General features: G+C 63.4%; 28 protein-coding genes. 19 read left to right on the top strand and 9 right to left on the bottom strand.

The annotated features are described in order from the left end of the window. Positions 1–8 precede the first annotated feature (8 nt). From X730_RS138175 to X730_RS138185, 3 genes are all read left to right on the top strand, one after another. Positions 9–929 carry a pirin family protein gene (locus X730_RS138175; RefSeq protein WP_023685413.1) on the top strand — a complete coding sequence of 307 codons (921 nt, stop codon included), beginning with the start codon at positions 9–11 and terminating at the stop codon, positions 927–929. 101 nt (positions 930–1,030) lie between these two features. Next, entirely contained in the window at positions 1,031–2,944 is a 1,914-nt protein-coding gene (gene dxs / locus X730_RS138180) for a 1-deoxy-D-xylulose-5-phosphate synthase (RefSeq protein WP_023668430.1), read from the top strand. 145 nt (positions 2,945–3,089) lie between these two features. Next, on the top strand, positions 3,090–3,374 hold the full coding sequence (locus X730_RS138185) for a hypothetical protein (protein ID WP_031197380.1): 285 nt from the start codon (positions 3,090–3,092) through the stop codon (positions 3,372–3,374). On the opposite strand, the gene X730_RS138190 is transcribed toward X730_RS138185, so the two are convergent. After that, complete coding sequence (locus X730_RS138190; RefSeq protein WP_023692079.1) at positions 3,371–3,772, bottom strand: GFA family protein; 402 nt, start codon at positions 3,770–3,772, stop codon at positions 3,371–3,373. The genes X730_RS138185 and X730_RS138190 overlap by 4 nt on opposite strands. A gap of 146 nt (positions 3,773–3,918) precedes the next feature. Between X730_RS138190 and X730_RS138195 the strand changes: the two genes are divergently transcribed. Next, complete coding sequence (locus X730_RS138195; RefSeq protein WP_023702017.1) at positions 3,919–4,713, top strand: TlyA family RNA methyltransferase; 795 nt, start codon at positions 3,919–3,921, stop codon at positions 4,711–4,713. Continuing rightward, the gene (locus X730_RS138200; protein WP_023827471.1) at positions 4,710–5,945 is read left to right on the top strand and encodes a class I SAM-dependent RNA methyltransferase; all 1,236 of its coding nucleotides are present in this window, start codon (positions 4,710–4,712) and stop codon (positions 5,943–5,945) included. The genes X730_RS138195 and X730_RS138200 overlap by 4 nt, the downstream gene beginning before the upstream one ends. 66 nt (positions 5,946–6,011) lie before the next feature. Here X730_RS138200 and X730_RS138205 read toward each other — a convergent pair whose 3' ends face one another. From X730_RS138205 to X730_RS138220, 5 genes are all read right to left on the bottom strand, one after another. Further along, positions 6,012–6,401 (bottom strand): type II toxin-antitoxin system VapC family toxin, encoded by a 390-nt coding sequence (locus X730_RS138205; RefSeq protein ID WP_023692077.1) that lies wholly within the window; start codon positions 6,399–6,401, stop codon positions 6,012–6,014. Then, on the bottom strand, positions 6,388–6,663 hold the full coding sequence (locus tag X730_RS1000000166855) for an AbrB/MazE/SpoVT family DNA-binding domain-containing protein (RefSeq protein WP_081725433.1): 276 nt from the start codon (positions 6,661–6,663) through the stop codon (positions 6,388–6,390). Before X730_RS1000000166855 ends, X730_RS138205 begins: the two co-directional genes overlap by 14 nt. A 79-nt stretch (positions 6,664–6,742) precedes the next feature. Then, positions 6,743–8,446 carry a metalloprotease TldD gene (tldD, locus tag X730_RS138210; protein WP_023827470.1) on the bottom strand — a complete coding sequence of 568 codons (1,704 nt, stop codon included), beginning with the start codon at positions 8,444–8,446 and terminating at the stop codon, positions 6,743–6,745. After that, entirely contained in the window at positions 8,443–8,640 is a 198-nt protein-coding gene (locus X730_RS1000000168320; RefSeq protein WP_155923284.1) for a hypothetical protein, read from the bottom strand. The genes tldD and X730_RS1000000168320 overlap by 4 nt, the downstream gene beginning before the upstream one ends. A gap of 69 nt (positions 8,641–8,709) precedes the next feature. Then, a complete protein-coding gene (locus X730_RS138220; protein ID WP_023668422.1) occupies positions 8,710–9,294 on the bottom strand; it encodes an invasion associated locus B family protein in 585 nt (194 codons plus the stop codon). Positions 9,295–9,669: 375 nt separating this feature from the next. Between X730_RS138220 and coxB the strand changes: the two genes are divergently transcribed. The 13 genes from coxB (at position 9,670) to X730_RS138280 (ending at position 19,580) form a co-directional block, all read left to right on the top strand. After that, entirely contained in the window at positions 9,670–10,554 is an 885-nt protein-coding gene (coxB, locus tag X730_RS138225) for a cytochrome c oxidase subunit II (RefSeq protein ID WP_023687148.1), read from the top strand. A 38-nt stretch (positions 10,555–10,592) separates the two neighbouring features. Continuing rightward, complete coding sequence (gene ctaD / locus X730_RS138230) at positions 10,593–12,245, top strand: cytochrome c oxidase subunit I (protein WP_023668420.1); 1,653 nt, start codon at positions 10,593–10,595, stop codon at positions 12,243–12,245. A 71-nt stretch (positions 12,246–12,316) separates the two neighbouring features. Then, positions 12,317–13,261 (top strand): heme o synthase, encoded by a 945-nt coding sequence (locus X730_RS138235; RefSeq protein ID WP_023827469.1) that lies wholly within the window; start codon positions 12,317–12,319, stop codon positions 13,259–13,261. A 2-nt stretch (positions 13,262–13,263) separates the two neighbouring features. Next, positions 13,264–13,413: a hypothetical protein gene (locus X730_RS138240; RefSeq protein WP_023698516.1), complete on the top strand. Its 150-nt coding sequence runs from the start codon at positions 13,264–13,266 to the stop codon at positions 13,411–13,413. A gap of 8 nt (positions 13,414–13,421) precedes the next feature. Beyond that, a complete protein-coding gene (locus tag X730_RS138245; protein WP_023727487.1) occupies positions 13,422–14,048 on the top strand; it encodes a cytochrome c oxidase assembly protein in 627 nt (208 codons plus the stop codon). Between the two features lies 1 nt (position 14,049). Then, positions 14,050–14,931: a cytochrome c oxidase subunit 3 gene (locus tag X730_RS138250; RefSeq protein WP_023668416.1), complete on the top strand. Its 882-nt coding sequence runs from the start codon at positions 14,050–14,052 to the stop codon at positions 14,929–14,931. A gap of 76 nt (positions 14,932–15,007) precedes the next feature. Beyond that, the gene (locus X730_RS1000000169135; protein ID WP_023827468.1) at positions 15,008–15,136 is read left to right on the top strand and encodes a hypothetical protein; all 129 of its coding nucleotides are present in this window, start codon (positions 15,008–15,010) and stop codon (positions 15,134–15,136) included. 13 nt (positions 15,137–15,149) lie between these two features. Further along, positions 15,150–15,536: a DUF983 domain-containing protein gene (locus tag X730_RS138255; RefSeq protein ID WP_023685423.1), complete on the top strand. Its 387-nt coding sequence runs from the start codon at positions 15,150–15,152 to the stop codon at positions 15,534–15,536. After that, positions 15,533–16,288: an SURF1 family protein gene (locus X730_RS138260; protein ID WP_023827467.1), complete on the top strand. Its 756-nt coding sequence runs from the start codon at positions 15,533–15,535 to the stop codon at positions 16,286–16,288. Before X730_RS138255 ends, X730_RS138260 begins: the two co-directional genes overlap by 4 nt. Positions 16,289–16,452: 164 nt before the next feature. Then, on the top strand, positions 16,453–17,463 hold the full coding sequence (gene ispH / locus X730_RS138265) for a 4-hydroxy-3-methylbut-2-enyl diphosphate reductase (protein WP_023827466.1): 1,011 nt from the start codon (positions 16,453–16,455) through the stop codon (positions 17,461–17,463). 8 nt (positions 17,464–17,471) lie between these two features. After that, complete coding sequence (locus X730_RS138270) at positions 17,472–18,434, top strand: homoserine kinase (RefSeq protein ID WP_023827465.1); 963 nt, start codon at positions 17,472–17,474, stop codon at positions 18,432–18,434. Further along, the gene (gene rnhA / locus X730_RS138275; protein ID WP_023827464.1) at positions 18,431–18,904 is read left to right on the top strand and encodes a ribonuclease HI; all 474 of its coding nucleotides are present in this window, start codon (positions 18,431–18,433) and stop codon (positions 18,902–18,904) included. Before X730_RS138270 ends, rnhA begins: the two co-directional genes overlap by 4 nt. Positions 18,905–18,995: 91 nt before the next feature. Beyond that, entirely contained in the window at positions 18,996–19,580 is a 585-nt protein-coding gene (locus X730_RS138280; RefSeq protein WP_023827463.1) for a histidine phosphatase family protein, read from the top strand. A gap of 72 nt (positions 19,581–19,652) precedes the next feature. Here X730_RS138280 and X730_RS138285 read toward each other — a convergent pair whose 3' ends face one another. The 3 genes from X730_RS138285 to X730_RS138295 all read right to left on the bottom strand — a co-directional run bounded on the left by X730_RS138285 (position 19,653) and on the right by X730_RS138295 (position 21,620). Further along, positions 19,653–20,132 (bottom strand): DUF2938 domain-containing protein, encoded by a 480-nt coding sequence (locus X730_RS138285; protein ID WP_023827462.1) that lies wholly within the window; start codon positions 20,130–20,132, stop codon positions 19,653–19,655. 87 nt (positions 20,133–20,219) lie between these two features. After that, positions 20,220–20,702, bottom strand: coding sequence for a peroxiredoxin (locus X730_RS138290; protein ID WP_023698522.1), 483 nt, complete (start codon positions 20,700–20,702; stop codon positions 20,220–20,222). Between the two features lie 111 nt (positions 20,703–20,813). After that, complete coding sequence (locus X730_RS138295; protein ID WP_023827461.1) at positions 20,814–21,620, bottom strand: protein-disulfide reductase DsbD domain-containing protein; 807 nt, start codon at positions 21,618–21,620, stop codon at positions 20,814–20,816. A gap of 215 nt (positions 21,621–21,835) precedes the next feature. On the opposite strand from X730_RS138295, the gene X730_RS138300 reads away from it, so the two are divergent. Beyond that, positions 21,836–22,444, top strand: coding sequence for a YqgE/AlgH family protein (locus X730_RS138300; RefSeq protein ID WP_023668405.1), 609 nt, complete (start codon positions 21,836–21,838; stop codon positions 22,442–22,444). The last annotated feature ends 7 nt before the right edge of the window (positions 22,445–22,451 follow it).

Genomic DNA, 22,451 nt, shown 5'->3' with positions numbered 1-22,451 from the left:
ACATCCAGATGAGTTTCTTCCCCGGCAAGGACCCTGAGCCTGGCGATGCCTTCGCCAGCGACCAGATCGAGCTCATGGTCATTCCAAACGCCAAGGATATTGGCGGCTTCCAGGTTCGCCGCGCTCTGCCGACGGCAAAGCGGCGGCTGGTCGGTCCCTTCATCTTCTTCGACCGCATGGGGCCGGCGATCTTGCGCGCCGGCCAGGCGATGGATGTGCGCCCGCACCCGCATATCGGGCTTTCCACCGTCACCTATCTGTTCGACGGCAATATCAGGCACCGCGATTCGCTCGGCACCGAGATGGTCATCCAGCCCGGCGACGTGAATTTGATGACCGCCGGCCGCGGCATTGTCCATTCCGAGCGCACGCCCGAAGAACTGCGCGGCGCGCCGATGTCGGTCTCCGGCCTGCAGACATGGCTGGCTTTGCCCGACGGCAAGGAGGAAGTGGCGCCGGTGTTCGAGAACACGGCCGCGCTCCTTCTGCCCGAGATCGACGCCGAAGGTGTTTCCGGCCGCGTGGTGATCGGCGATTTCCAGGGACTGCGCTCGCCGGTAAGAGCCGACACCGAGACGCTCTACGCCGATCTGAGGCTGGCGCCCGGCGCCAGCGTCAAAATTCCCGCCGACGCCGAGGAACGCGCCATCTACACGCTGGACGGCGATGTCTCAATCTCGGGCGACCGTTTTCCGGCCGAACGGCTGCTGGTGTTCCGGCCTGGCGACGAGATCGTCGTGTCGTCCGAGCGCGGCGCCCATTTCATGCTCTTCGGCGGCGCTTCGCTCGGCTCCCCGCGCCACATCTGGTGGAACTTCGTCTCGTCGTCGAAGGAACGCATCGAACAGGCCAAGCAGGAATGGAAGACGGGCCGCTTCGATATCGTTCCCGGAGACGAGGAAGAGTTCATTCCGTTACCGGACAATTAACGTCAGCATCACCCGCGTCACTGACACGCATTTACATTCCGGCGACGCAGGCATATTTCGCCATGATCGACGCGCATCATAGCTGAGCAGGCCCTTTACCAGTGAACGCAACGCTGCATACGCCGCTTCTCGACAAGGTCCGCATTCCAGCCGACCTGAAGAAGCTTGACGAAAGCGAGCTGCCGCAGCTGGCCTCGGAGCTGCGCGCCGAGCTGATCGATGCCGTCTCGCATACGGGCGGGCATCTCGGCGCCGGCCTCGGTGTCGTCGAACTGACGGTGGCGCTGCACTATGTCTTCAACACGCCGGAAGACCGCGTGATCTGGGATGTCGGCCACCAGGCCTATCCGCACAAGATCCTGACCGGCCGCCGCGACCGCATCCGCACGCTGCGCCAGGAGGGCGGCCTGTCCGGCTTCACCCGTCGCGCCGAGAGCGAATACGACCCGTTCGGCGCCGCGCACTCCTCGACCTCCATTTCCGCTGGCCTCGGCATGGCCATGGCGCGCGACCTCTCCGGCGGCCACAACAATGTCATTGCCGTCATTGGCGACGGCGCCATGTCTGCCGGCATGGCCTATGAAGCCATGAACAATGCCGGCGCGCTCGATGCTCGCCTGATCGTCATTCTCAACGACAACGACATGTCGATCGCGCCGCCGACCGGCGCCATGAGCGCCTATCTGGCGCGGCTTGCCTCTGGCAAGACCTATCTTGGCCTGCGCGACTTCGGCAAGAAACTGACCTCCTATCTCGGCAAGCGTGCCGATCGCGCCATCAAGCGGGCGGTCGAGCATGCGCGCGGCTACGTCACCGGCGGCACGCTGTTCGAGGAGCTTGGCTTCTACCATATCGGCCCGATCGACGGCCACAATCTCGAGCATCTGATCCCGGTGCTGAAGAACGTCCGCGACCATGCCGACGGTCCGGTGCTGATCCATGTCGTGACCCAGAAGGGCAAGGGCTACGCGCCGGCCGAGGCTGCGGCCGACAAATATCATGGCGTGAACAAGTTCGACGTCATCACCGGCGCGCAGACCAAGGCCCCGGCCAATGCGCCGGCCTACACCAAGGTGTTTGCCGAAAGCCTGGTCCAGGAAGCCCGCCTGGACGACCGTATCGTCGCCGTCACCGCCGCCATGCCGAACGGCACCGGCCTCGATTTGTTCGGCGAAGCGTTTCCGACCCGGACCTTCGATGTCGGCATTGCCGAGCAACATGCCGTGACCTTCGCCGCCGGCCTCGCCAGCGAGGGCTACAAGCCCTTCGCCGCCATCTATTCGACCTTCCTGCAGCGCGCCTACGATCAGGTCGTCCATGATGTGGCGATCCAGAAACTGCCGGTGCGTTTCCCGATCGACCGCGCCGGTTTCGTCGGCGCCGACGGCGCCACTCATTGCGGCGCCTTCGACACCACCTTCCTGGCGACGCTGCCGGGCTTCGTGGTGATGGCGGCCGCCGACGAGGCGGAGCTTCGCCACATGGTGCGCACCGCCGCCTATTATGACGAAGGCCCGATCGCCTTCCGCTATCCGCGCGGCAATGGCGTCGGCGTCGACATGCCGGAGCGCGGCTCGGTGCTCGAAATTGGCAAGGGCCGCATCGTCAGGGAAGGCACCAAGGTGGCGCTTCTGTCCTTTGGCACAAGACTGCAGGACTGTCTGCTGGCGGCCGAGGAACTCGGCGCGGCAGGGCTTTCGACGACGGTTGCGGACGCCCGTTTCGCCAAGCCGCTGGACGAGGATTTGATCCGCCGTCTCGCCCGCTCGCACGAAGTGCTGGTGACGGTGGAAGAGGGGGCTGTCGGCGGTTTCGCCAGCCACGTGCTGCAGTTCCTCGCCCATGAAGGCTTGCTGGAAAGCGGTCTGAAAGTTCGGCCGCTGGTGCTGCCGGACGAGTTCGCCGACCACGCCAAGCCGGAAAAAATGTATGCCGATGCCGGGCTCGACGCGGCCGGCATCGTGCGCACCGTGTTCGTCGCGCTCGGCCATTCCGCGCGCGCGCAGCGCGCCTGAATCAAACCTCACGCAGCTGAAGCAGTTGCCTGTGCAAGCCTGACACTTTGTTAACGCTTCTCTTTGGCGTTTCGCTTACCGTCTCTTTTGGCCGTTTTTCAACGCCGCCCTGCTAGAACTGCCTCCAGGCAGGGAGTTAAAAACAATGCGAACGCTTCTGTGCGGCGCGGCCCTTTTGGCCGTCATCGCCGCGCCGGCCATGGCCGAGACGCGCTATGACAGCAAGCTCGAACAGGCGGTGGCAGGCATCGTCGCCCGCAAGATGGGCGATATCAGGGGCGCTTTTTCCTACAAGCAGGTGCCGCAGCTTGTCGTCGTGCCGGACGCACCAGTCGTTGCTGTCGAGCGCCCGCGCAAGCAGGCTTCAGATGACGGAAGCGACGGCCTGATGCCGGCCGTTGAACGGCAGGTCTCACGGACGATCTTCTAAAACCACATATCGCGCACGCAGCGCCCATCGCGCGGCAGGTCGTCATAAGTGTCCAGCCCGTCGAAATGGTCGATCGGCAGGTCGGCGACCGCCTCCGGCGGTGCCAGCCTGACATTGACGGCGATCCGCGTGCGGCCGCTGTCGCTGCGGCGCAAACCGCGCCAGGCAAGCACACAGGCACATGTCGGGCAAAACAGTATTTCCAGCGACGGCGTCTCCTTGCCAGCGCGGGTGTAGGACTGCACAGGCCCCACAAGCCGGATACGCTCGTCGACAAAGTCATAGGCCCAGAGTGTGCCATAGCGGCGGCAAAGCGTGCAATTGCAGGCCGTGATCGGGCCGGGATCGCCTTCCAGGGTCCAGTGGGCGGCGCCGCAATGGCAGGTTCCCGTCAGCATTCGTCTTCCTCCGCATTGCCTGAGCCTCTACATCTTGCCGGACTGGCTGCGCTATTCAACCGGGCGGACTGGCTTGCGGCCCGGGTCTCGACGTCCTCCTATGCCAATGTCCTTGCCTTCGCGGCCGGCTTTCGCCATGAAGGCCGATGAACTCCCCTCTGCCAGCCAGCACACGCCAGCGGCTCGACGAATTGCTCGTCCAGCGCGGCCTGTTTGCGAGCCGCTCGCGCGCCCGCGACGCGGTCGAGCGCGGCACCGTGACGGTCGACGGCGTGGTCGCCCGCAAGCCCGGCCAGACGGTTCTGCCGCACTGTCTCATCGTCATCGACGACCCGGCGCAGGGTTATGTCTCACGCGCGGCGCTGAAGCTGATCGCCGGGCTCGACCATTTCAGTCTCGATCCCGCGGGCAGTGAAGCCCTCGATATCGGCGCCTCGACAGGCGGCTTCACCCAGGTGCTGCTCGAACGCGGCGCGGCCCATGTCACTGCCATCGATGTCGGCCACGGCCAGATGCATCCCGGTGTCTCGTCCGACCCGCGCGTCACCGTGATCGAGGGCCTCAACGCTCGCGAGCTCGCGGCTGCCGATCTCGGCGGCCGTATCCCCGATTTCATCGTCTCCGATGTAAGCTTCATCTCGTTGAAACTGGCGATGCCACCGGCGTTGGCATTGGCACGGGACGGCGCTCGTGCGGTGTTTCTGGTCAAGCCGCAATTCGAGGCCGGCCGCGAGGCGATCGGCAAGGGCGGTCTTTTGAAAGACCCTTATGACGCCGCCCGTGTGGCCGGCTTGCTGCAGGAATGGCTCGAAGGCGTCCCTGGCTGGCGTACATTGGGCTTGCACATGTCGCCGATCGAAGGCGGGGACGGCAACCGCGAATTCCTGCTTGCCGGGATCAAGGATGCCGGGACCAAGGATGCCGGGACCAAGGACCGATGAGCACGGGCTTCACCATCAAGAGACTGGGTTCGCAGGGCGACGGCGTCGCCGAGACGGAAACCGGCGAGCTGTTCATTCCCTTCACCCTGCCCGGCGAGACCGTCACCGCCGCGCGCGAGAGGGATCGCGCCATGCTGATGGCGGTATTGGAGACGTCGCCGCTGCGTATCGATCCGGCCTGCCGGCATTTCACCGAATGTGGCGGCTGCGCCGTCCAGCATCTGCAAGCCGACGCTTACCAGCAATGGAAACGCGACAAGGTCGTGCATGCCTTGAAAGGCATTGCCGGCGACATCGGCGCCCTGGTGCCGTGTGCGCCACACACACGCCGCCGCGTCGTGCTTGCCGCCAGGCGCGCCGACACAGGCATGCTGCTTGGCTTCCATCGCCATCTGTCGCCGGAAATCATCCCCATCGAGGAATGTCCGATCTCGCTGCCGGAGATCGTTGCCGCGCTCGATCGCTTGAGGTCGGTCGCCGACCTGGTTTGCGCCACCACCAAATCGTTCCGGATGGCGGTCACTGTGACGGGCTCGGGGCTTGACGTCGCTGTCTATGAGTCGGGCAAGCTGGGCGAGAACCAGCGCCGGGTCGCCTCCAACTTCATCATGGCCAATGGCTTTGCCCGGCTTTCGATCGACGACGAGATTGTCATCGAGCCGAAAAAGCCGGTGGTCATGTTCGGCACCGTCGCTGTCGCCATACCGCCTGGCGCCTTCCTGCAGGCAACGCAAGCCGCCGAACAGACGATGGCCGATCTCGTTGGCGGACATCTGAAGCGTGCCAGGAAAGTCGCGGATCTTTTCGCCGGCTGCGGCAGCTTTGCGCTTCGGCTGGCGGCCAAATCCGAAGTCCACGCGGTCGAAGGCGACGCGGCAGCCCTTTCGGCGCTCGACCGCGGATCGCGCTTCGCCACCGGCCTGAAGCGGGTAACCGGCGAACGCCGCGACCTGTTCCGGCGGCCGCTGACGTTCAAGGAACTGAATGCTTTCGATGGCGTCGTCTTCGACCCGCCGCGCGCCGGCGCCGAGGACCAGTCGAAGCAGATCGGCCGCTCGGATGTGCCGTTCGTCGCCGCCGTCTCCTGCAATCCGGTGACGCTGGCACGCGACCTGCGCATCCTGATCGACGGCGGCTACATCTTGAAGAGCGTCACGCCGATCGACCAGTTCCTGTGGTCGCCGCATGTCGAGGCCGTGGCGCTGCTGGAGAAGCCGAAACGGCGACGTTAATCCGCCGATTTTCACAAGGCCGTGCTTGAGTTTGCCGCCCCCCGCAAGACGTAGCCGGCGGGCAAACTAGCCTTCGCGAACGCTTTCGTACCCTGCCGCTTGTGCGGCCTTGATGAACTTACGGTCGAAGGACACAAATGCTGAGCAGTGCGAGGACTTGCCCAGATGGAGCGCATCGGCGAAATCCATTCCCGTCTCGGCTAGATCGACCGCGGAAGAGACGATAGCAGCATCCTCTATCTCGACAGTGGGAAGCCCGCCGAACACCCGCAGTGCATTGACGATCGAGGCCTGATCATAACCATAGCCGCTGCGCAGCACCCACTCAGCCTCCAGGATCACCGTGACGGCGACGAAAACGGGCTGACCGTCGATCAGCCGCCGGGCTCGCGGGGACTGCTCGGGATCGTCGTTCGTCAGATACCTGACGACAACGTTGGTATCAATCGCGAGCATGGCGCCGCCGTGCTTCAGCAAGGACGGCCGCGTCCATCTCCTCCAAGGTCTTCGGTCTGCCACTGTGCGGCAGGACACCAAAGACATCTTCTGGTCGTGTCGGGGCAAAGGCAGGCGCCGGTCTCAAAAGTACACCGTCCGGTGTGTCTTCGACCTGCAGGCGCGTGCCCGCGCCCCAGTCCCTCCGTTTGCGGATAGCGCTGGGCAGGATGACTTGTCCCTTGGTCGAGACGGTCGTTATAAGCTTTTCTATTGCACCCATTGCGGTATTACCCTTGTGTAAGACAAAGGTAAGATATCCCTGTGAGGGGAACTATTCAAGCCCGCCGACGTCTCCTCGCTCAAACCCTGGTGCCGCCGACGGTCATCTGGTTCATCCTGAGATGCGGCTGGCCGACGCCGACCGGCACGCCTTGTCCGGCCTTGCCGCACATGCCGATGCCGGTGTCGAGTTTCATGTCGTTGCCGATCATCGAAACGCGGTGCATGGCGTCCGGTCCGTTGCCGATCAGCATGGCGCCCTTGATCGGCTGCGTCACCTTGCCATTTTCGATCATGTAGGCCTCGGTGCAGCCGAACACGAACTTGCCCGAGGTGATGTCGACCTGGCCGCCGCCGAAGGATACGGCATAGATGCCGTTCTTGACCGAGGCGATGATCTCGTCCGGCTCCATGTCGCCTGCCGTCATATAGGTGTTGGTCATGCGCGGCATCGGCTGGTGCGCATAGCCTTCGCGCCGGCCGTTTCCCGTGGCTTTCATGCCCATCAGCCGGGCGTTCTGGCGGTCCTGCATGTAGCCGACAAGCTTGCCGTCCTCGATCAGCACATTGCGGGCCGAAGGCGTGCCTTCATCGTCGACGGTCAGCGAACCCCGCCGCTCGGGCATGGTGCCGTCATCGACCACGGTAACGCCCTTGGCGGCGACCTGCTGGCCGAGCAGGCCGGCAAAGGCGGAGGTCTTCTTGCGGTTGAAGTCGCCCTCCAGCCCGTGGCCGACGGCTTCGTGCAGCATCACGCCCGGCCAGCCGCTGGACAAAACGATGTCGAACGTTCCGGCCGGCGCGGGAATGGCTTCGAGATTGACCAGCGCCTGCCTGAGGGCCTCCCTGGCAGCATGCTTCCAGGCGTCCTCGACCAGGAACTCGCCGAACGCCTTGCGCCCGCCCATGCCATAGGAGCCGCTTTCCTGGCGGTCGCCGTCGCCGACGACGACGGAAACGTTGATGCGGACCAGCGGGCGGATGTCGCGCACGATCTGGCCGTCGGCGCGCACGATCTCGACATGCTGCCAGGACGCCGCGAGCGAGGCCGTCACCTGGCGCACGCGCGGGTCCTCGGCACGCAGCCATGCGTCGATCTCCTGCAACAGCTTGGCCTTGACCTCGAAGGAAGGCGAGGGGATCGGGTTCTCCTCGCCATAGAGATGGCGGTTGGTGCGCGCGGGTGCCGCGGCAAGCGTGCCGGAATAGCCGCCCTTGACGGTCGAGACCGCGTCGGCGGCGCGCAGCAGCGACGCCTCCGAAAGATCGCTGGAATGGGCGTAGCCGCTGGCCTCGCCGGCCACGGCGCGCAGGCCAAAACCCTGGTCGGTGTTGAAATTGGCGGTCTTCAGCCTGCCATTGTCGAACATCAGCGCTTCGCTCTCGCTGTATTCGAGGAACAGTTCGCCGTCGTCGGCGCCGTTCAGTGTGTCGGCGACGATCCGCTTGATGCGATCATCTGAAATGTCGAATTGGCCGGTCAGGCTGTTCATGGCAGGTCCGCTCACAGGAGGAATGGTGTTGCCACGATGTAGGCGCGAAGACGCGCCTGCACAATCCGCAATGACGATCCGCAGCAGGTAGGAGCGGGTAACCCCGCCCCTGAACATGACATCCATCTTGAAGTTCGACCCGTCACCCGAAAAGGCCTTCACCCAGCGATATTTCTGGTTCCATTCATTGGCCTGGTCGGCCGTGAAGGGGTCGGTATAGCCCGAGGAGAACTGGATCGACTTGCACTTCTCATGGTTTTCGCAGCCATAGAAGTAGATGACATATTTCATGCCCTGAAGCCGGCCCGAGACCATCGGATCGCCCCGTCGTCCTTGTCCATCTTGGCCGAGCCATAGCCTTTCGCAAGCTCGAAAATGACGGCCGGATCGGGCGCCGTGATGATTTCGGAATCCTCGGCAAAGGCGACGGAAACGGCGCCGGTCAGGATTAGACCGGTCGACAAAAGCAAAGAACAAGCACGCATGATGACCCCCACAGCCAAAGATCAAACCCGTGGGAATTGTGAGGAAAGACGGTTTCGCAAGCATCAAGCTCAGGGCAGGGCGGCAAAACCGTCGGCGAAGCCCTTGAGGTCGACGGGGATGCCGATGCCTTCTTCCGGCGTCTGGAAGACGATGAAGGTGGCCGACGTCCCGGTCTTCAGCGTATCGAGCAGCGGCTTTTCGAGAATGACCTCGGCATAGCAGCCGTCTTGGAAGCAGCGCACGAAATAGGCGCGGCCAATATCCTTGCCGTCGACATTGAGGCCCAGGCCATTGGGCAGCAGAACGCCGAGCGGGGCCAGCACGCGCAGGATCTCGGCCTTGTTGTCGGCGGTGCGCAGGACGACGACGGACAGTCCCATTTCCGGGCGATCCTCGGCAACGACGTTCTGCATCATCACGCATTGTTCCGAGGTGGCGCCGGCCGGCGTGTCGCAGATGATCGACCACGCGCCATGCGTTGACTTGACCGTGCCGCTGGGCTGCGCTGCATTGGCGACGCCGGTTGCGGACGAGCCGATACCGATCAGGGCGGCGAGAAAAACGACCTTCGCCCCGCTTCTCGAAAGCCAAGCGCTTTTCGAATGCCAGGCGCTCTTCGAATGCCAGGCGTTTCTCGAAAGCCAAGAGGTCATGACGGCTCCATTGCGAATCACGGCACTTTAAGCCGCGCCAAGGCCAAGTAAAGGATAGGGCGACCGCCGGTCAGCCCCGGCAGGCGCAATAATGCGCTTTTCCCTAGCAAATTCGCCCGAATTGCGACCGTCGGGCGCATTCCTGACACAAGCCCGCATAGCCTGTCTGTCGACGACCCGCGCGGGCCACGAGGCCGTCGAAACAGCGCGGCAGCACTTGCGCGCAAAAATGCCGCACGGTTTCGCCCGCTCCTTTCTTGCGGAGGGAAATAGAGTATGGTTTGAACCACCCTTGGGACTGTCCGGGATTCCCATCCCGGCATTGTTCGATATTCTTGCGTCGCGATCGCGAGGAACCGGGAGATGAAGAGGGCGATGAGAAAATTCCCAGCAAGCGCCAAATTGATGGCAACGGCAGGCGCCGCCGCCGCATTTTTCGCCGGTGCCTCCGCCCATGCGGCCCAGCCGCAGCCGTGGGAGATGACTTTTCAGCCGCCGGCGACAGACATGATGCGGCAGATCGAGTGGTTCGGGAACTACACGATGTGGTTCGTCGTCCCGATCACTGCTTTGGTTCTGGCGCTTCTCGCCTGGTGCATCTTCAGGTTCCGCGCCAGCAAAAACCCGGTTCCGTCCAAGACCAGCCACAACACGCTGATCGAGATCATCTGGACAGTCGGGCCGGTCGTCGTCCTGCTGTTCATCGCCATTCCCTCGTTCCAGTTGCTGACGGCGCAGTACACGCCGCCGGAAGAGGCCAAGCTGACCGTCAAGGTAACGGGCAATCAGTGGAACTGGGACTATGAGTACCAGACCGAGAACACGCTCTCCTTCAACTCGGCCATCCTGCAGGACGCCGACCGCGCCGCGATCGGCAAGGAAGACCGCAAGGTCTATCCGCGCCTGCTGGCGGTCGACAACGAGCTGGTCGTGCCGGTCAACACCATGACGCGCGTCCTGGTTACCGCAGCCGACGTGATCCATTCCTTTGCCGTTCCGGCCTTCGGCATCAAGATGGACGCGGTTCCCGGCCGCACCAACGAGACGTGGTTCAAGGCGGAAAAGGAAGGCATCTATTACGGCCAGTGCTCGCAGCTCTGCGGCAAGGACCATGCCTTCATGCCGATCGCCGTCCGCGTCGTATCCGATGCGCAGTACAAGACCTGGCTGGCAGCAGCCAAGACCGACCTCCCCGGCGCCAACAAGGCGCTGATGGCCGAGGTCGACGGTACCAACAAGGTAGCGGCCGCCGGCAATTGATGCCGCGGGTTAGCAAGAATTAGGGAACGGAGCCGACCATGGCAGAAGCTGCAGCTCACGACGACCACGACCACAAGCCCTATCATGGCTGGGTCCGGTGGGTGTACTCCACCAACCACAAGGACATCGGCACGCTCTACCTGATCTTCGCGATCTTCGCGGGCATCGTCGGCGGCGCGCTTTCGGTCGTCATCCGCATGGAGCTGCAGGAGCCGGGCATCCAGATCTTCACCGGTCTGGCGCAGATGGTCTATGGCATGAACGGCGATGCCGCCATCGACGGCGGCAAGAGCATGTACAACGCCTTCGGCACCGCGCACGCGCTGATCATGATCTTCTTCATGGTCATGCCGGCGCTGATCGGCGGCTTCGCCAACTGGATGGTGCCGATCATGATCGGCGCGCCTGACATGGCCTTCCCGCGCATGAACAACATCTCGTTCTGGCTGCTGCCGCCGGCCTTCCTGCTGCTCATCGCTTCGGCTTTCATGCCGAGCGCGCCCGGCGCCTATGGCGTTGGCGGCGGCTGGACGCTCTATCCGCCGCTGTCGACCTCCGGCCAGCCCGGGCCGGCCATGGATCTGGCGATCCTGTCGATCCACATTGCCGGCGCGTCCTCGATCCTCGGCGCCATCAACTTCATCACCACCATTTTCAACATGCGCGCGCCGGGCATGACGCTGCACAAAATGCCGCTATTTGCCTGGTCGGTTCTGATCACCGCCTTCCTGCTGCTCTTGTCGCTTCCGGTTCTGGCCGGTGGCATCACCATGCTGCTTACCGACCGCAATTTCGGCACCACCTTCTTCGCCCCGGATGGCGGCGGCGATCCGATCCTGTTCCAGCATCTGTTCTGGTTCTTTGGTCACCCCGAAGTGTACATCCTGATCCTGCCGGGCTTCGGCATCATCAGCCACATCGTCTCGACCTTCTCGAAGAAGCCGGTGTTCGGCTATCTCGGCATGGCCTACGCCATGGTCGCGATCGGCGCCGTCGGCTTCATCGTCTGGGCGCACCACATGTACACGACCGGCCTGTCGCTCGACACGCAGCGCTACTTCGTCTTCGCCACCATGGTCATCGCCGTACCGACAGGCGTGAAGATCTTCTCCTGGATCGCGACGATGTGGGGCGGCTCGATCTCGTTCAAGACGCCGATGCTGTGGGCGCTGGGCTTCATCTTCCTGTTCACGGTCGGCGGCGTCACCGGCGTCCAGCTCGCCAACGCCGGCCTCGACCGCTCGCTGCATGACACCTATTTCGTCATTGCCCACTTCCACTATGTGCTGTCGCTGGGTGCGGTCTTCGCCATCTTCGCCGGCTGGTACTACTGGTTCCCCAAGATGACCGGCTACATGTACTCGCCGGTGATCGCCAACACCCACTTCTGGGTCACCTTCGTCGGCGTCAATTTGATCTTCTTCCCGCAGCATTTCCTCGGCCTCGCCGGCATGCCGCGCCGCACCATCGATTATCCCGACGCGTTCGCCGGCTGGAACATGGTGTCGTCCTACGGCTCCTATATATCGGCCGTCGGCGTGGTGATCTTCCTCTATGGCGTGTTCGAGGCCTTCCAGAAGAAGCGCGTCGCCGGCGCCAACCCGTGGGGCGAGGGTGCAACGACGCTCGAATGGCAGCTGCCTTCGCCGCCGCCTTTCCACCAGTGGGAACAGCTGCCGAAGATCAAGTAAGGCAGCCCGAATACGAAACCGCCGGCCCGCCGGCGGTTTTCGGCCAACGGAATGATTGGACTTATGTACGCATGGCCCTTGTCGACGACCCAATGATTGACGAAGCGGGCTTTCGCATGTCGGAAGCCACGTCGGGCGATTTCTTCGCCCTGCTGAAGCCGCGCGTCATGTCGCTGGTGGTGTTCACGGCCTTTGTCGGCATGGTCGCTGCGCCCGTGACCATCAACCCGCTGCTGGCGGTGATCGCCATCCTGGCCATTGCCATCGGCGCCGGCGCCTCGGGTGCGCTCAACATGTGGTACGACGCCGACATCGACGCGGTGATGAGCCGGACCGCCGGCCGCCCGGTACCGTCCGGCCGTATCCTGCCCGGCGAAGCCCTGAGCTTCGGCCTTGTGCTTTCGGTGCTGTCGGTGATGACGCTGGGCGTGCTGGTCAACTGGCTGTCGGCGGCGCTGCTTGCCTTCACCATCTTCTTCTACGCCGTCGTCTACACGATGTGGCTGAAGCGCTCGACGCCGCAGAATATCGTCATCGGCGGCGCCGCCGGCGCCATCCCGCCGGTCATCGGCTGGGCCGCGGTGACCGGAACGGTGAGCCTGGAAAGCCTCGTCCTGTTCCTGATCATCTTCCTGTGGACGCCGCCGCACTTCTGGGCGCTGGCGCTGTTCAAGTCCGACGACTACGCCAAGGCCGGCATCCCGATGATGCCGAACGTTGCCGGCCAGGCCTCGACCCGCCGGCAGATCTTTGCCTACGCCCTGATCCTGGCGCCGATCGGCGTGCTGCCCTGGGTGCTCGGTTTCGCCACCGCCTTCTATGGCGTCGCGTCAGTCGCTCTCGGCGCCGGCTTCGTCTGGTATGCCTGGAAAGTGCTGTGCATGACCGATAGCGACCGCGTCATGAAGCCGGCCAAGGCTCTGTTCGCCTATTCGCTGCTCTACCTCTTCGCCATCTTCGCCATCTATCTTGCCGACTGTGTCGTCGGTCGCGCTTTGGCCATCGGTGGAGCATGACCATGATCGACAAGAAGCTTGAACTGGTCACGCTGACCGAAAGCCAGAAGAAGGCGCGGCGCAACCGTTCGGCGGCGATCGGCGTCGCGCTGGCGATTCTGGTCGTCATCTTCTACGTCGCGACCATCGTGAAATTCGGCCATACCGGATGAGGCCGATGATGACCCGCCAGACCGTGACCGATCCCAGGAAGAAGAACACCAACCGCGTCGTCGCCGCCGTCTGCGTCGCCTTCTTCGGCGGCATGATCGGCATGGCCTACGCCGCGGTGCCGCTCTACAAGATGTTCTGCCAGGCCACCGGCTATGGCGGCACGACGCAGCGCGCCGAAAAGCAATATGCCGGCCGCATCCTCGACCGCGACATCACCGTGCGCTTCGACGCCAACACCAACGGCATTCCCTGGCAGTTCCAGCCGGTCGCCCGTTCGGTCACCATCAAGATCGGCGAGACCACGCAGGCGCATTACAGCGCCACCAATAAGTTCGACCGCGCCGTTACCGGCCGCGCCACCTTCAACGTGCAGCCGGAACTGGCGGGCCCCTACTTCAACAAGGTCGAGTGTTTCTGCTTCACCGACACGACGCTGAAGCCCGGCGAGACGCTGGACATGCCGGTCGTGTTCTATGTGGATCCCGATATCGTCAACGTGCCGGAACTGAAGGACTTGAAGACGATCACCCTGTCCTACACGATGTTCCCGGTCCAAAAGAACAAGCCGGTGGCGTCATCGACGCCGAACAGCAGCAGCAAAGTTTCAGATACCGAAGCAAATCTCGGGGGTTGATATGGCAGACGCGCACGCAAAACCACAACACGACTACCATCTCGTCAACCCGAGCCCGTGGCCCTTCCTGGGGTCGATCGGCGCGCTGGTGACTGCAGTCGGCGGCGTCGCCCTGATGCAGTATCTCAAGAACGGCGATTTTCCGATTTTCGGCCACAACATCGCCAATCCATGGCTGTTCTTCATCGGCCTGGTCATCGTCCTCTACACGATGTTTGCCTGGTGGTCGGACACCATCAAGGAAGCGCATGAGGGCCACCACACGCGCGTCGTGTCGCTGCATCTGCGCTACGGCATGATCATGTTCATCGCTTCGGAAGTGATGTTCTTCGTTGCCTGGTTCTGGGCCTATTTCGATGCCAGCCTGTTTCCGAGCGAAGTGCAGAATTACGCCCGCACCGCTTTCACTGGTGGCGTCTGGCCGCCGAAGGGTCTCGAAGTCCTCGATCCCTTCCATCTGCCGCTCTACAACACCATCATCCTGCTTCTGTCGGGCACCACGGTGACATGGGCGCACCATTCGCTCATCCATGGCGACCGCAAGGGCCTGATCAACGGCCTGGTGCTGACCGTCGGCCTCGGCATGCTGTTCACCATGGTGCAGGCCTACGAGTACATGCACGCTCCGTTCGGCTTCAAGGATTCCATCTACGGCGCCACCTTCTTCATGGCGACCGGCTTCCATGGCTTCCACGTCATCATCGGCACCATCTTCCTGCTGGTCTGCCTGATCCGCGCCTGGAAAGGCGACTTCACGCCCAAGCAGCATTTCGGCTTCGAGGCGGCTGCTTGGTACTGGCACTTCGTCGACGTGGTCTGGCTGTTCCTGTTCGCATCGATCTACGTCTGGGGATCGGTCGGCGCGGTGATCGAAGGCCACTGACGGCTTTCACCGAACCGACAAATCAGAAGGGCGGTCGCGGCAACGCGGTCGCCTTTCGTCTTTTCGGCGCCCATCAATGGCCAACGGATTCGGCTGGTCGGGCTGGCTGCTTCAATTGGTCGACTGGACCGAGGTTACCGACTGCGACATGGACCAAATCTGGACTATGGTGCCGGATGGAACGCTGATCGAAATCGAGCCGTAAAGCATGACTATCCATGAGTGAAGATAGGGCGATCTGGCCACCCATCGAGCCGATCTCGGCCGGCCTGCACGGACGCTGCCCGCGCTGCGGCGAAGGACGGCTGTTTTCCGGCTTCCTCACCGTCGGCAAGCGCTGCAACAATTGCGGCCTCGACTATTCCTACGCCGATGCCGGCGACGGCCCGGCGGTGTTCGTCATCCTGATCATCGGCTTCATCGTCGTGGGGCTGGCGCTGTGGGTGGAGGTCACGCTGAGCCCGCCGCTCTGGCTGCATTTCATCATCTGGATACCGCTGGCCGTGGGACTGTGCCTGACGGCGCTGAGGTTGATCAAGGGGGTGCTGCTGACCCTTCAATACGCCAACAAGGCGGCCGAAGGCCGCCTGGACCAGGGGCAATGAGCGAGGCGCTGACCAAGCCCGCCGGCCGCTCGCGGCCGAAGACGGCATTGCTGCTCGGCCTCGGCCTGGTGGTGTTCGTCATCCTGCTCGGGCTTGGCACATGGCAGGTGCAGCGCCTGTACTGGAAGGAAGCCCTTCTGCAGACCATCGACCAGCGCACCCATTCAGCGCCGCAGCCGCTGGCGGACGTCGAGAAGGAATTCGCCGCCACCGGTGATGTCGACTACACGCCGGTCACCGTCAGCGGGACGTTCCTGCACTCCGGCGAGCGGCATTTCTACGCCACATGGGACGGCGACGCCGGCTTCAACGTCTATACCCCGCTGGCCCTCGACGATGGCCGCTATGTCCTGATCAACCGCGGCTTCGTTCCCTATGATGTCAAGGATGCCGCCAAGCGCCCGCAAGGGCAGGTGACCGGCAAGGTCACGGTCACCGGCCTGGCGCGCAACCCGCTGCCGGCCAAGCCGTCGATGATGCTGCCCGACAATGACGTGGCCAAGAACATCTTCTATTGGAAGGACCGCGATGCCATGGCGGCGAGTGCCGGCCTGCCGGCGCGTGCCGTGCTGGTGCCGATCTTCATCGACGCCGACAAGACGCCGAACCCGGGCGGGCTGCCGGTCGGCGGCGTCACCATCATCGACCTGCCGAACTCTCATCTGCAATATGCCTTCACCTGGTTTGGCCTGGCGGCGGCTCTTGCCGCGGTTCTGATCGTCAGGCTGCGCCGTCCGGCAAAGACTGAATGATCCAGAGCATGATCCCGAAAACTGGGAACCGGTTTTTCGGACAAGATCATGCTCCAACAAAGAGTTGGATCAGGTTGACCATTCAACCTGATCTCAACTGCCCTTGACAGGGCAGGGGTGCACACCTCATTTCGCGTCACGATACGATCAACCGATCTGGAATCATGCTGCAGACCGCCACAAAACCACCGCTGACGATCCGGCTCTGCCAGCCGCGCGGCTTTTGCGCCGGCGTCGACCGCGCGATCCAGATTGTCGTGCTGGCGTTGAAGAAATACGGCGCGCCGGTTTATGTCCGCCACGAGATCGTTCACAACCGCTATGTCGTCGAAGGCCTGCAAAGCCTTGGCGCGGTTTTCATCGAGGAACTCTCGGAAATCCCGGCCGAGCACCGCAAGTCGCCGGTTGTCTTCTCGGCCCACGGCGTGCCGAAATCGGTGCCGGCCGACGCCAAGGCACGCGAGCTCTTCTATCTCGACGCCACCTGCCCGCTGGTGTCCAAGGTGCACAAGCAGGCGATGCGCCATCAGCGGCTCGGCCGCCATGTGCTTTTGATCGGCCATGCCGGCCATCCCGAAGTGATCGGCACCATGGGCCAGCTGACGGAAGGCGCCGTCACGCTGATCGAGACCGAAGCCGACGCTGGGACCTTTGCCCCCGCCGACCCGGAAGCGCTCGGCTTCGTAAGCCAGACAACGTTGTCGGTCGAAGACACTGCCGGCATATTGCGGGTGCTGCAGGAGCGCTTCCCGCAACTGCATGCACCGGCCGCCGAATCGATCTGCTACGCCACCACCAACCGCCAGGAAGCGGTCAAGGAAACCGCCGCCGGCGCCGATCTCTATCTGATCGTCGGTGCGCCCAATTCCTCCAATTCGCGCCGTCTTGTCGAAGTGGCGGAGCGCGCCGGCGCCACCATGTCGCTTCTCGTACAGCGCGCCGCCGAAATTCCGTGGAATGACATCACAAACATCTCGACGCTCGGCCTGTCTGCCGGCGCGTCGGCGCCGGAGATCATCGTCGACGAGATCATCGATGCCTTCCGCCAGCGCTTCGAGGTGACCATCGACCTGGCGATCACCGCCACCGAAACGGAGGATTTTCCAGTCATGCGGGTTCTGCGCGATGTCGAACTGACGCGGGCCGACATGGCCTTCGTCAACGGAGCCGTGTGAAACAGCCCATGGCGGTCTACACCGACGTCAATGAGGGCGAACTCGGCGCGTTCCTGAGGGCATATCCGGTCGGCGAACTCTTGTCCTACAAGGGTATCGCCGAAGGCACGGAGAATTCGAATTTCCTGCTGCACACCTCAAGCGGCTCTTACATACTGACGCTCTACGAGAAGCGCGTCGACAAGGCCGACCTGCCGTTCTTCCTCGGCCTGATGGGCCATCTCGCCCGCAAAGGCATTTCCTGTCCGCTGCCGGTGACCGCGCATGACGGCACCGTCATCGGCACGCTGGCCGGCCGTCCCGCGGTCATCATCACCTTCCTCGAAGGCCTGTCGCTGCGGCGGCCGACAGCGGCGCATTGCGCGGAGGTCGGCAAGTCCCTCGCCGCACTGCATTTGGCCGGGCAGGATTTTGCGATGACGCGTAACAACGCACTGGCCATCGAGGGCTGGCGCAAACTCTGGAATGCCTCGCGCGACCGAGCCGACGAGGTCGAGCCGGGACTGGCGGCCGAGGTCGACGCGGATTTCGCGGATTTCGAACGCCATTGGCCGCAGGGCCTGCCGGCAGGCATCATCCATGCCGATCTGTTTCCCGACAATGTCTTCTTCCTCGGCGAGAAACTGTCCGGCCTCATCGACTTCTATTTCGCCTGCCACGACCTCTACGCCTATGACGTCGCCACCTGTCTCAACGCCTGGTGTTTCGAGAAGGATTTCTCCTTCAACCTGACCAAAGGCACGGCGCTGCTGGCCGGCTATCAGAGCGTGCGGCCTTTGAGCGAGGGCGAGAAAGCAGCGCTGCCGATGCTTTCGCGTGGCTCGGCGCTGCGCTTTATGCTGACCCGGCTCTATGACTGGCTGACCGTTCCCGACGGCGGGCTGGTCATGAAGCGCGATCCGACCGAATATATCCGCCGCATGCGCTTCCACCGCGCGATCAAGTCGCCTTCGGAATACGGACTGACATGACCAAGCAGGTCGAAATCTTCACCGACGGTGCCTGCTCGGGCAATCCCGGTCCCGGCGGCTGGGGCGCCATCCTGCGCTTCAACGGCAAGACCAAGGAATTGTCGGGCGGCGAGGCCGAGACGACCAATAACCGTATGGAACTGCTGGCCGCCATCTCGGCGCTGAATGCGCTGAAGGAGCCGTGCGCCGTCGAGCTTCACACCGACAGCAAATATGTCATGGACGGTATCTCCAAATGGATCCACGGCTGGAAGAAAAACGGCTGGAAGACCGCCGACAAGAAGCCGGTCAAGAACGGTGAACTGTGGCAGGCGCTGGATGAGGCCAATCGGCGCCACAACGTGACCTGGAACTGGGTCAAGGGCCATGCCGGCCACACCGAGAACGAACGCGCCGACGAACTCGCAAGGGAAGGCATGGCGCCGTTCAAGAGGGGCTCAGCCAAACCTGCGGCGCCGAAATGGCGCTGAAGCCGGCGGCATCCGAGAAGCAGCCGGCGCCGCGGGCACGGCGCTCGACCCAGAGCTATTGAGCTCAAGCTATCGGCAGGAGACCTCACTCATGCCGATCGTATACTACATCACCCATCCCCAGGTTCAGATCGATGCCAACGTTCCCGTGCCGCACTGGGGGCTGTCCGAGATCGGACGAGCGACAGCATCAGCCATGCTCGATCAGCCATGGGTCGGGTCGATTCGCCGTGTCGTCTCGTCGGCCGAGCGCAAGGCGATCGAAACCGCCGAGATCCTTGGCAAACACCTCGGCCTCGCGGTCGAGGTGAGGGAGCGCATGCATGAGAACGATCGGTCGGCAACCGGCTTCCTGCCGCCGCCGGAGTTCGAGGTGGTCGCCGACCAGTTCTTCGCCGACCCGCACAAAAGCATCCGCGGCTGGGAACGGGCCATCGACGCCCAGCAACGCATTGTCAGCGAGGTCGAAACGGTGCTGGGTGCTGCCGACGGCGGCGACATTGCCTTCGTCGGCCATGGCGGCGTCGGAACGCTCTTGCTGCTCTCGCTCAGCGGCCGCGCAATCAGCCGCGCGGCGGATCAGCCGGCCGGCGGCGGCAATTACTTCGCCTATGATGTCGGCACGCGCCGCGTCGTCCACGGATGGCGGCCGATAGACAGTCTGGCGCCGCGCTAAAGCGGATGTCAGGAGATCATCGATACCGTAGCCGCGATGAAGCCGCTGGCGACCAGCGGATAGAACCTGTCCTCAGCGGATCAGCAGGGCCGTGCCGTAGAGGCCGAGCGCGAACACCGTGTGCGAGATCACGTTGAAGGCGCGGATCTGCATCGCGTTGGGGCGCTTTGACGCAGCCCAGCCGGCGCCCATGCCGGGCGCCAGCAGGAACCAGCCGGCGCCGATGGTGACCATGCCGAGGATGAAGGCCGGCAGGAAGGTCGGCGCGTCCAGCCATGCCGTGCCCACCAGCGCCACCAGGATGAAGCCGTAGACGATGCCGGTGACATAGTGGAAAGCCCAGCCCAGCGCCTGCTCATGCCCATAGGGTGCGGCTTGGGCGATATCGTCGTGGAAAACCTTGCCTTCCCTAAGGTGCCAGACCCAGCGGCCGGGCGGCCCCCAGTTCGGCCGCGGCTGGCTGAGCGCCAGATGCAGGAACAGCGCCCAAAGATCCATCAGCACCGTGGCGCCGATGCCAATCGCAATGCTGCGCCAGATGATGTCAAACATCGTCGATGTCCCCCAAAGCAGGCAATCCGGCTGGAAGCGCGTGGTGGTCAGGCCATGGCGTTCATGAGCCGACGCGGCCGCCGCGGTTTAGAGCTGGCTCAGAATGTGAGCGGCACCCGATGTGTCGACTCCTGGCTTGGTCTCGACATTGAGCGCCGTGACCTTGCCGTTGTCGACGATCATCGAGAAGCGCTTCGAGCGCAATCCCATGCCGCCGCTGGAATAGTCGGAGTCGAGGCCGATCGACCTGGCGAAGTCGCCATTGCCGTCGGCGAGATAGAGGATCTTGCCTTGACCGCCGGTGAAATTGGCCCAGGCGCCCATGACATGGACATCGTTGACGGAGACGACGGCGATGGTGTCGACGCCGCGGGCCAGGATGGCATCGTGGTTCTCGAGATAGCCCGGCAGATGATTGTTGCTGCAGGTCGGCGTGAACGCGCCGGGAACGCCGAACAGCACCACTTTCTTGCCCGCAAAAATCTCGGCCGAGGTGATCACCTTGGCGCCGTCGGCGGTCATTTCCTTGAAGGTCGCATCGGGCAGTTTGTCGCCAACGGCAATCGTCATGATGGTCCTCGTGTGAAAAGCAGGGAAGGTTTCTTGCGATAGCGAAATCGGGCATCTCCCGCAACCGCCGACAGGGCCTGGATCAAGGGAAAGCCTGGATCGGGTTCGGTATCAGGGAAACGGCAGAACGCCCTCGACCGCGCCTTCGGCACTTGTCAGGGTGTAATACAACCCGCCTTCGGTCGGTGTCGTCGACGGCCGGTCGAGGATCGGAATGGTAAACACAAGCCGGCCGTCCTTCTCGTTGCGCGCAGGCGCCCCGAACATATAGTCGCGTCCCCCGGCGACGAATAAATCCGCCGCCTCCGGATCGCCGGGAAAAGTCGCCTCGACGATCAGCGTCTCATGGTCGCCCGGCAGCACCTTGATCCCGAAATCGGGCTTGGCAGGCGCGGGCAAGGTGGCGAGTGCAGCCTTCACCAGCGCCGCATCCTCGGCATTGTCGGGATCGGCGGCGGGATCGACGCTCAGCCGCGTCTGCACCGGAATACAGATCGTCTCGCAGATGCCAAGAAAGATATCGGCATCGATGACGGCCGCATCCCCAGGCGACGACAAAGTGAATGTCACCGGCAGCGAGACCGGATGGTTGTAGCCGGCCCATTTGCCGTAGCCGTCGTCATGGCGCTGCGGCGGCGGGAAGGAAAACGCCGCATCGGTGATGTTGGTGCTGGCCGAAACGTCGATCTGCGGCGGCACGCCGGCGTCGCCCGGATCGCGCCAATAGGTCTTCCAGCCGGGCTTGAGCGCGATGTCGAGCACGCCATGGATGCGGCCTGCCTCGTCGGCCTTGCCTGATGTCACCAGCCGCACCCTGCCGCCTTCGCTGTTGTACCAGTCGGAAGACGAGGCGGCGGCGGGAAGGGCTACTCCGCATCCGATGGCGGCGCCGAGCAGCAGGATTTTCAAGCTTTGCATGGCGTTGATTTGATCGTCAGTTCATGGCCGCGCAATGTTTTCATGGCGCTCTGCGTATCATATTTGCGTGACCTTCGGGCAAGGAACAGTTGGGTTCAAGCAATCGGCCGAGCAAAGTTTACAGCCAGGAATCCGTTGTTCCAACCATCGGGCTTTGGCCGAATCCCACGCGGCGCATCTTTTCGGCGTCCCGGAAACGCGTTACGCTCCCGTCCATGGACTTGTTGCGCCACAAAAAGACGGCCGGTGGACGCGGCTTTCTTGACGACCAGTTTCTGATTGCCATGCCCGGCATGAAGGACGATCGCTTCACGCGCTCGGTCATCTACATCTGTGCGCACAGCGATGAAGGCGCCATGGGCCTGATCATCAACCAGACGCAACAGATGCTGTTTCCCGATCTTCTGGTGCAGCTCGGCATCATGAACGAGCAGGAGGCGATCAGGCTGCCGGCGCAGGCCCGCGACTTCGTCGTGCGCAATGGCGGCCCGGTGGACCGCAGCCGCGGCTTCGTCCTGCACTCGGGCGACTACCGGGTGGAATCCTCGCTCACCGTCTCCGACGATATCTGCCTGACCGCGACGGTCGACATATTGCGCGCCATCTCGTCCGGCCGCGGCCCGCGGCGCGCGTTGATGGCGCTCGGCTATTCCGGCTGGGGCGCCGGCCAGCTGGAAACCGAGATCGCCGAGAATGGCTGGCTGACCTGTCCGGCCACGCCGGAGCTGCTGTTCGACGCCGACATCGAGCGGAAGTACGACCGCATCCTGGCATCGATCGGGATTGATCTGGCGCATTTGAGCCTGGCCGCGGGGCACGCCTGAAGCCTCG

Source organism: Mesorhizobium sp. L103C131B0 (assembly GCF_000502275.1).
Classification (GTDB): domain Bacteria; phylum Pseudomonadota; class Alphaproteobacteria; order Rhizobiales; family Rhizobiaceae; genus Mesorhizobium.
Note: the sequence above shows the minus strand (reverse complement) of the source record. Positions and strands in the feature narration are given on the sequence as shown.

Bases quoted from the DNA above. Each gene is read 5' to 3' on its own strand.
- X730_RS138290 (WP_023698522.1), bottom strand. From the start codon at position 20,702: ATGACGATTGCCGTTGGCGACAAACTGCCCGATGCGACCTTCAAGGAA.
- X730_RS138270 (WP_023827465.1), top strand. From the start codon at position 17,472: ATGGCGGTCTACACCGACGTCAATGAGGGCGAACTCGGCGCGTTCCTG.
- X730_RS138175 (WP_023685413.1), top strand. From the start codon at position 9: ATGAGTTTCTTCCCCGGCAAGGACCCTGAGCCTGGCGATGCCTTCGCC.
- X730_RS1000000168320 (WP_155923284.1), bottom strand. From the start codon at position 8,640: ATGCGTGCTTGTTCTTTGCTTTTGTCGACCGGTCTAATCCTGACCGGC.
- X730_RS138220 (WP_023668422.1), bottom strand. From the start codon at position 9,294: ATGACCTCTTGGCTTTCGAGAAACGCCTGGCATTCGAAGAGCGCCTGG.
- X730_RS138300 (WP_023668405.1), top strand. From the start codon at position 21,836: ATGGACTTGTTGCGCCACAAAAAGACGGCCGGTGGACGCGGCTTTCTT.
- X730_RS138285 (WP_023827462.1), bottom strand. From the start codon at position 20,132: ATGTTTGACATCATCTGGCGCAGCATTGCGATTGGCATCGGCGCCACG.
- X730_RS138205 (WP_023692077.1), bottom strand. From the start codon at position 6,401: ATGCTCGCGATTGATACCAACGTTGTCGTCAGGTATCTGACGAACGAC.
- X730_RS138185 (WP_031197380.1), top strand. From the start codon at position 3,090: ATGCGAACGCTTCTGTGCGGCGCGGCCCTTTTGGCCGTCATCGCCGCG.
- X730_RS138235 (WP_023827469.1), top strand. From the start codon at position 12,317: ATGGCCCTTGTCGACGACCCAATGATTGACGAAGCGGGCTTTCGCATG.
- X730_RS1000000169135 (WP_023827468.1), top strand. From the start codon at position 15,008: ATGGCCAACGGATTCGGCTGGTCGGGCTGGCTGCTTCAATTGGTCGAC.
- X730_RS138295 (WP_023827461.1), bottom strand. From the start codon at position 21,620: ATGCAAAGCTTGAAAATCCTGCTGCTCGGCGCCGCCATCGGATGCGGA.
- ispH (WP_023827466.1), top strand. From the start codon at position 16,453: ATGCTGCAGACCGCCACAAAACCACCGCTGACGATCCGGCTCTGCCAG.
- X730_RS138255 (WP_023685423.1), top strand. From the start codon at position 15,150: ATGAGTGAAGATAGGGCGATCTGGCCACCCATCGAGCCGATCTCGGCC.
- X730_RS138200 (WP_023827471.1), top strand. From the start codon at position 4,710: ATGAGCACGGGCTTCACCATCAAGAGACTGGGTTCGCAGGGCGACGGC.
- X730_RS138280 (WP_023827463.1), top strand. From the start codon at position 18,996: ATGCCGATCGTATACTACATCACCCATCCCCAGGTTCAGATCGATGCC.
- coxB (WP_023687148.1), top strand. From the start codon at position 9,670: ATGAGAAAATTCCCAGCAAGCGCCAAATTGATGGCAACGGCAGGCGCC.
- X730_RS138260 (WP_023827467.1), top strand. From the start codon at position 15,533: ATGAGCGAGGCGCTGACCAAGCCCGCCGGCCGCTCGCGGCCGAAGACG.
- X730_RS138195 (WP_023702017.1), top strand. From the start codon at position 3,919: ATGAACTCCCCTCTGCCAGCCAGCACACGCCAGCGGCTCGACGAATTG.
- X730_RS138190 (WP_023692079.1), bottom strand. From the start codon at position 3,772: ATGCTGACGGGAACCTGCCATTGCGGCGCCGCCCACTGGACCCTGGAA.
- X730_RS138250 (WP_023668416.1), top strand. From the start codon at position 14,050: ATGGCAGACGCGCACGCAAAACCACAACACGACTACCATCTCGTCAAC.
- X730_RS1000000166855 (WP_081725433.1), bottom strand. From the start codon at position 6,663: ATGGGTGCAATAGAAAAGCTTATAACGACCGTCTCGACCAAGGGACAA.
- rnhA (WP_023827464.1), top strand. From the start codon at position 18,431: ATGACCAAGCAGGTCGAAATCTTCACCGACGGTGCCTGCTCGGGCAAT.
- ctaD (WP_023668420.1), top strand. From the start codon at position 10,593: ATGGCAGAAGCTGCAGCTCACGACGACCACGACCACAAGCCCTATCAT.
- X730_RS138245 (WP_023727487.1), top strand. From the start codon at position 13,422: ATGACCCGCCAGACCGTGACCGATCCCAGGAAGAAGAACACCAACCGC.
- X730_RS138240 (WP_023698516.1), top strand. From the start codon at position 13,264: ATGATCGACAAGAAGCTTGAACTGGTCACGCTGACCGAAAGCCAGAAG.
- tldD (WP_023827470.1), bottom strand. From the start codon at position 8,446: ATGAAATATGTCATCTACTTCTATGGCTGCGAAAACCATGAGAAGTGC.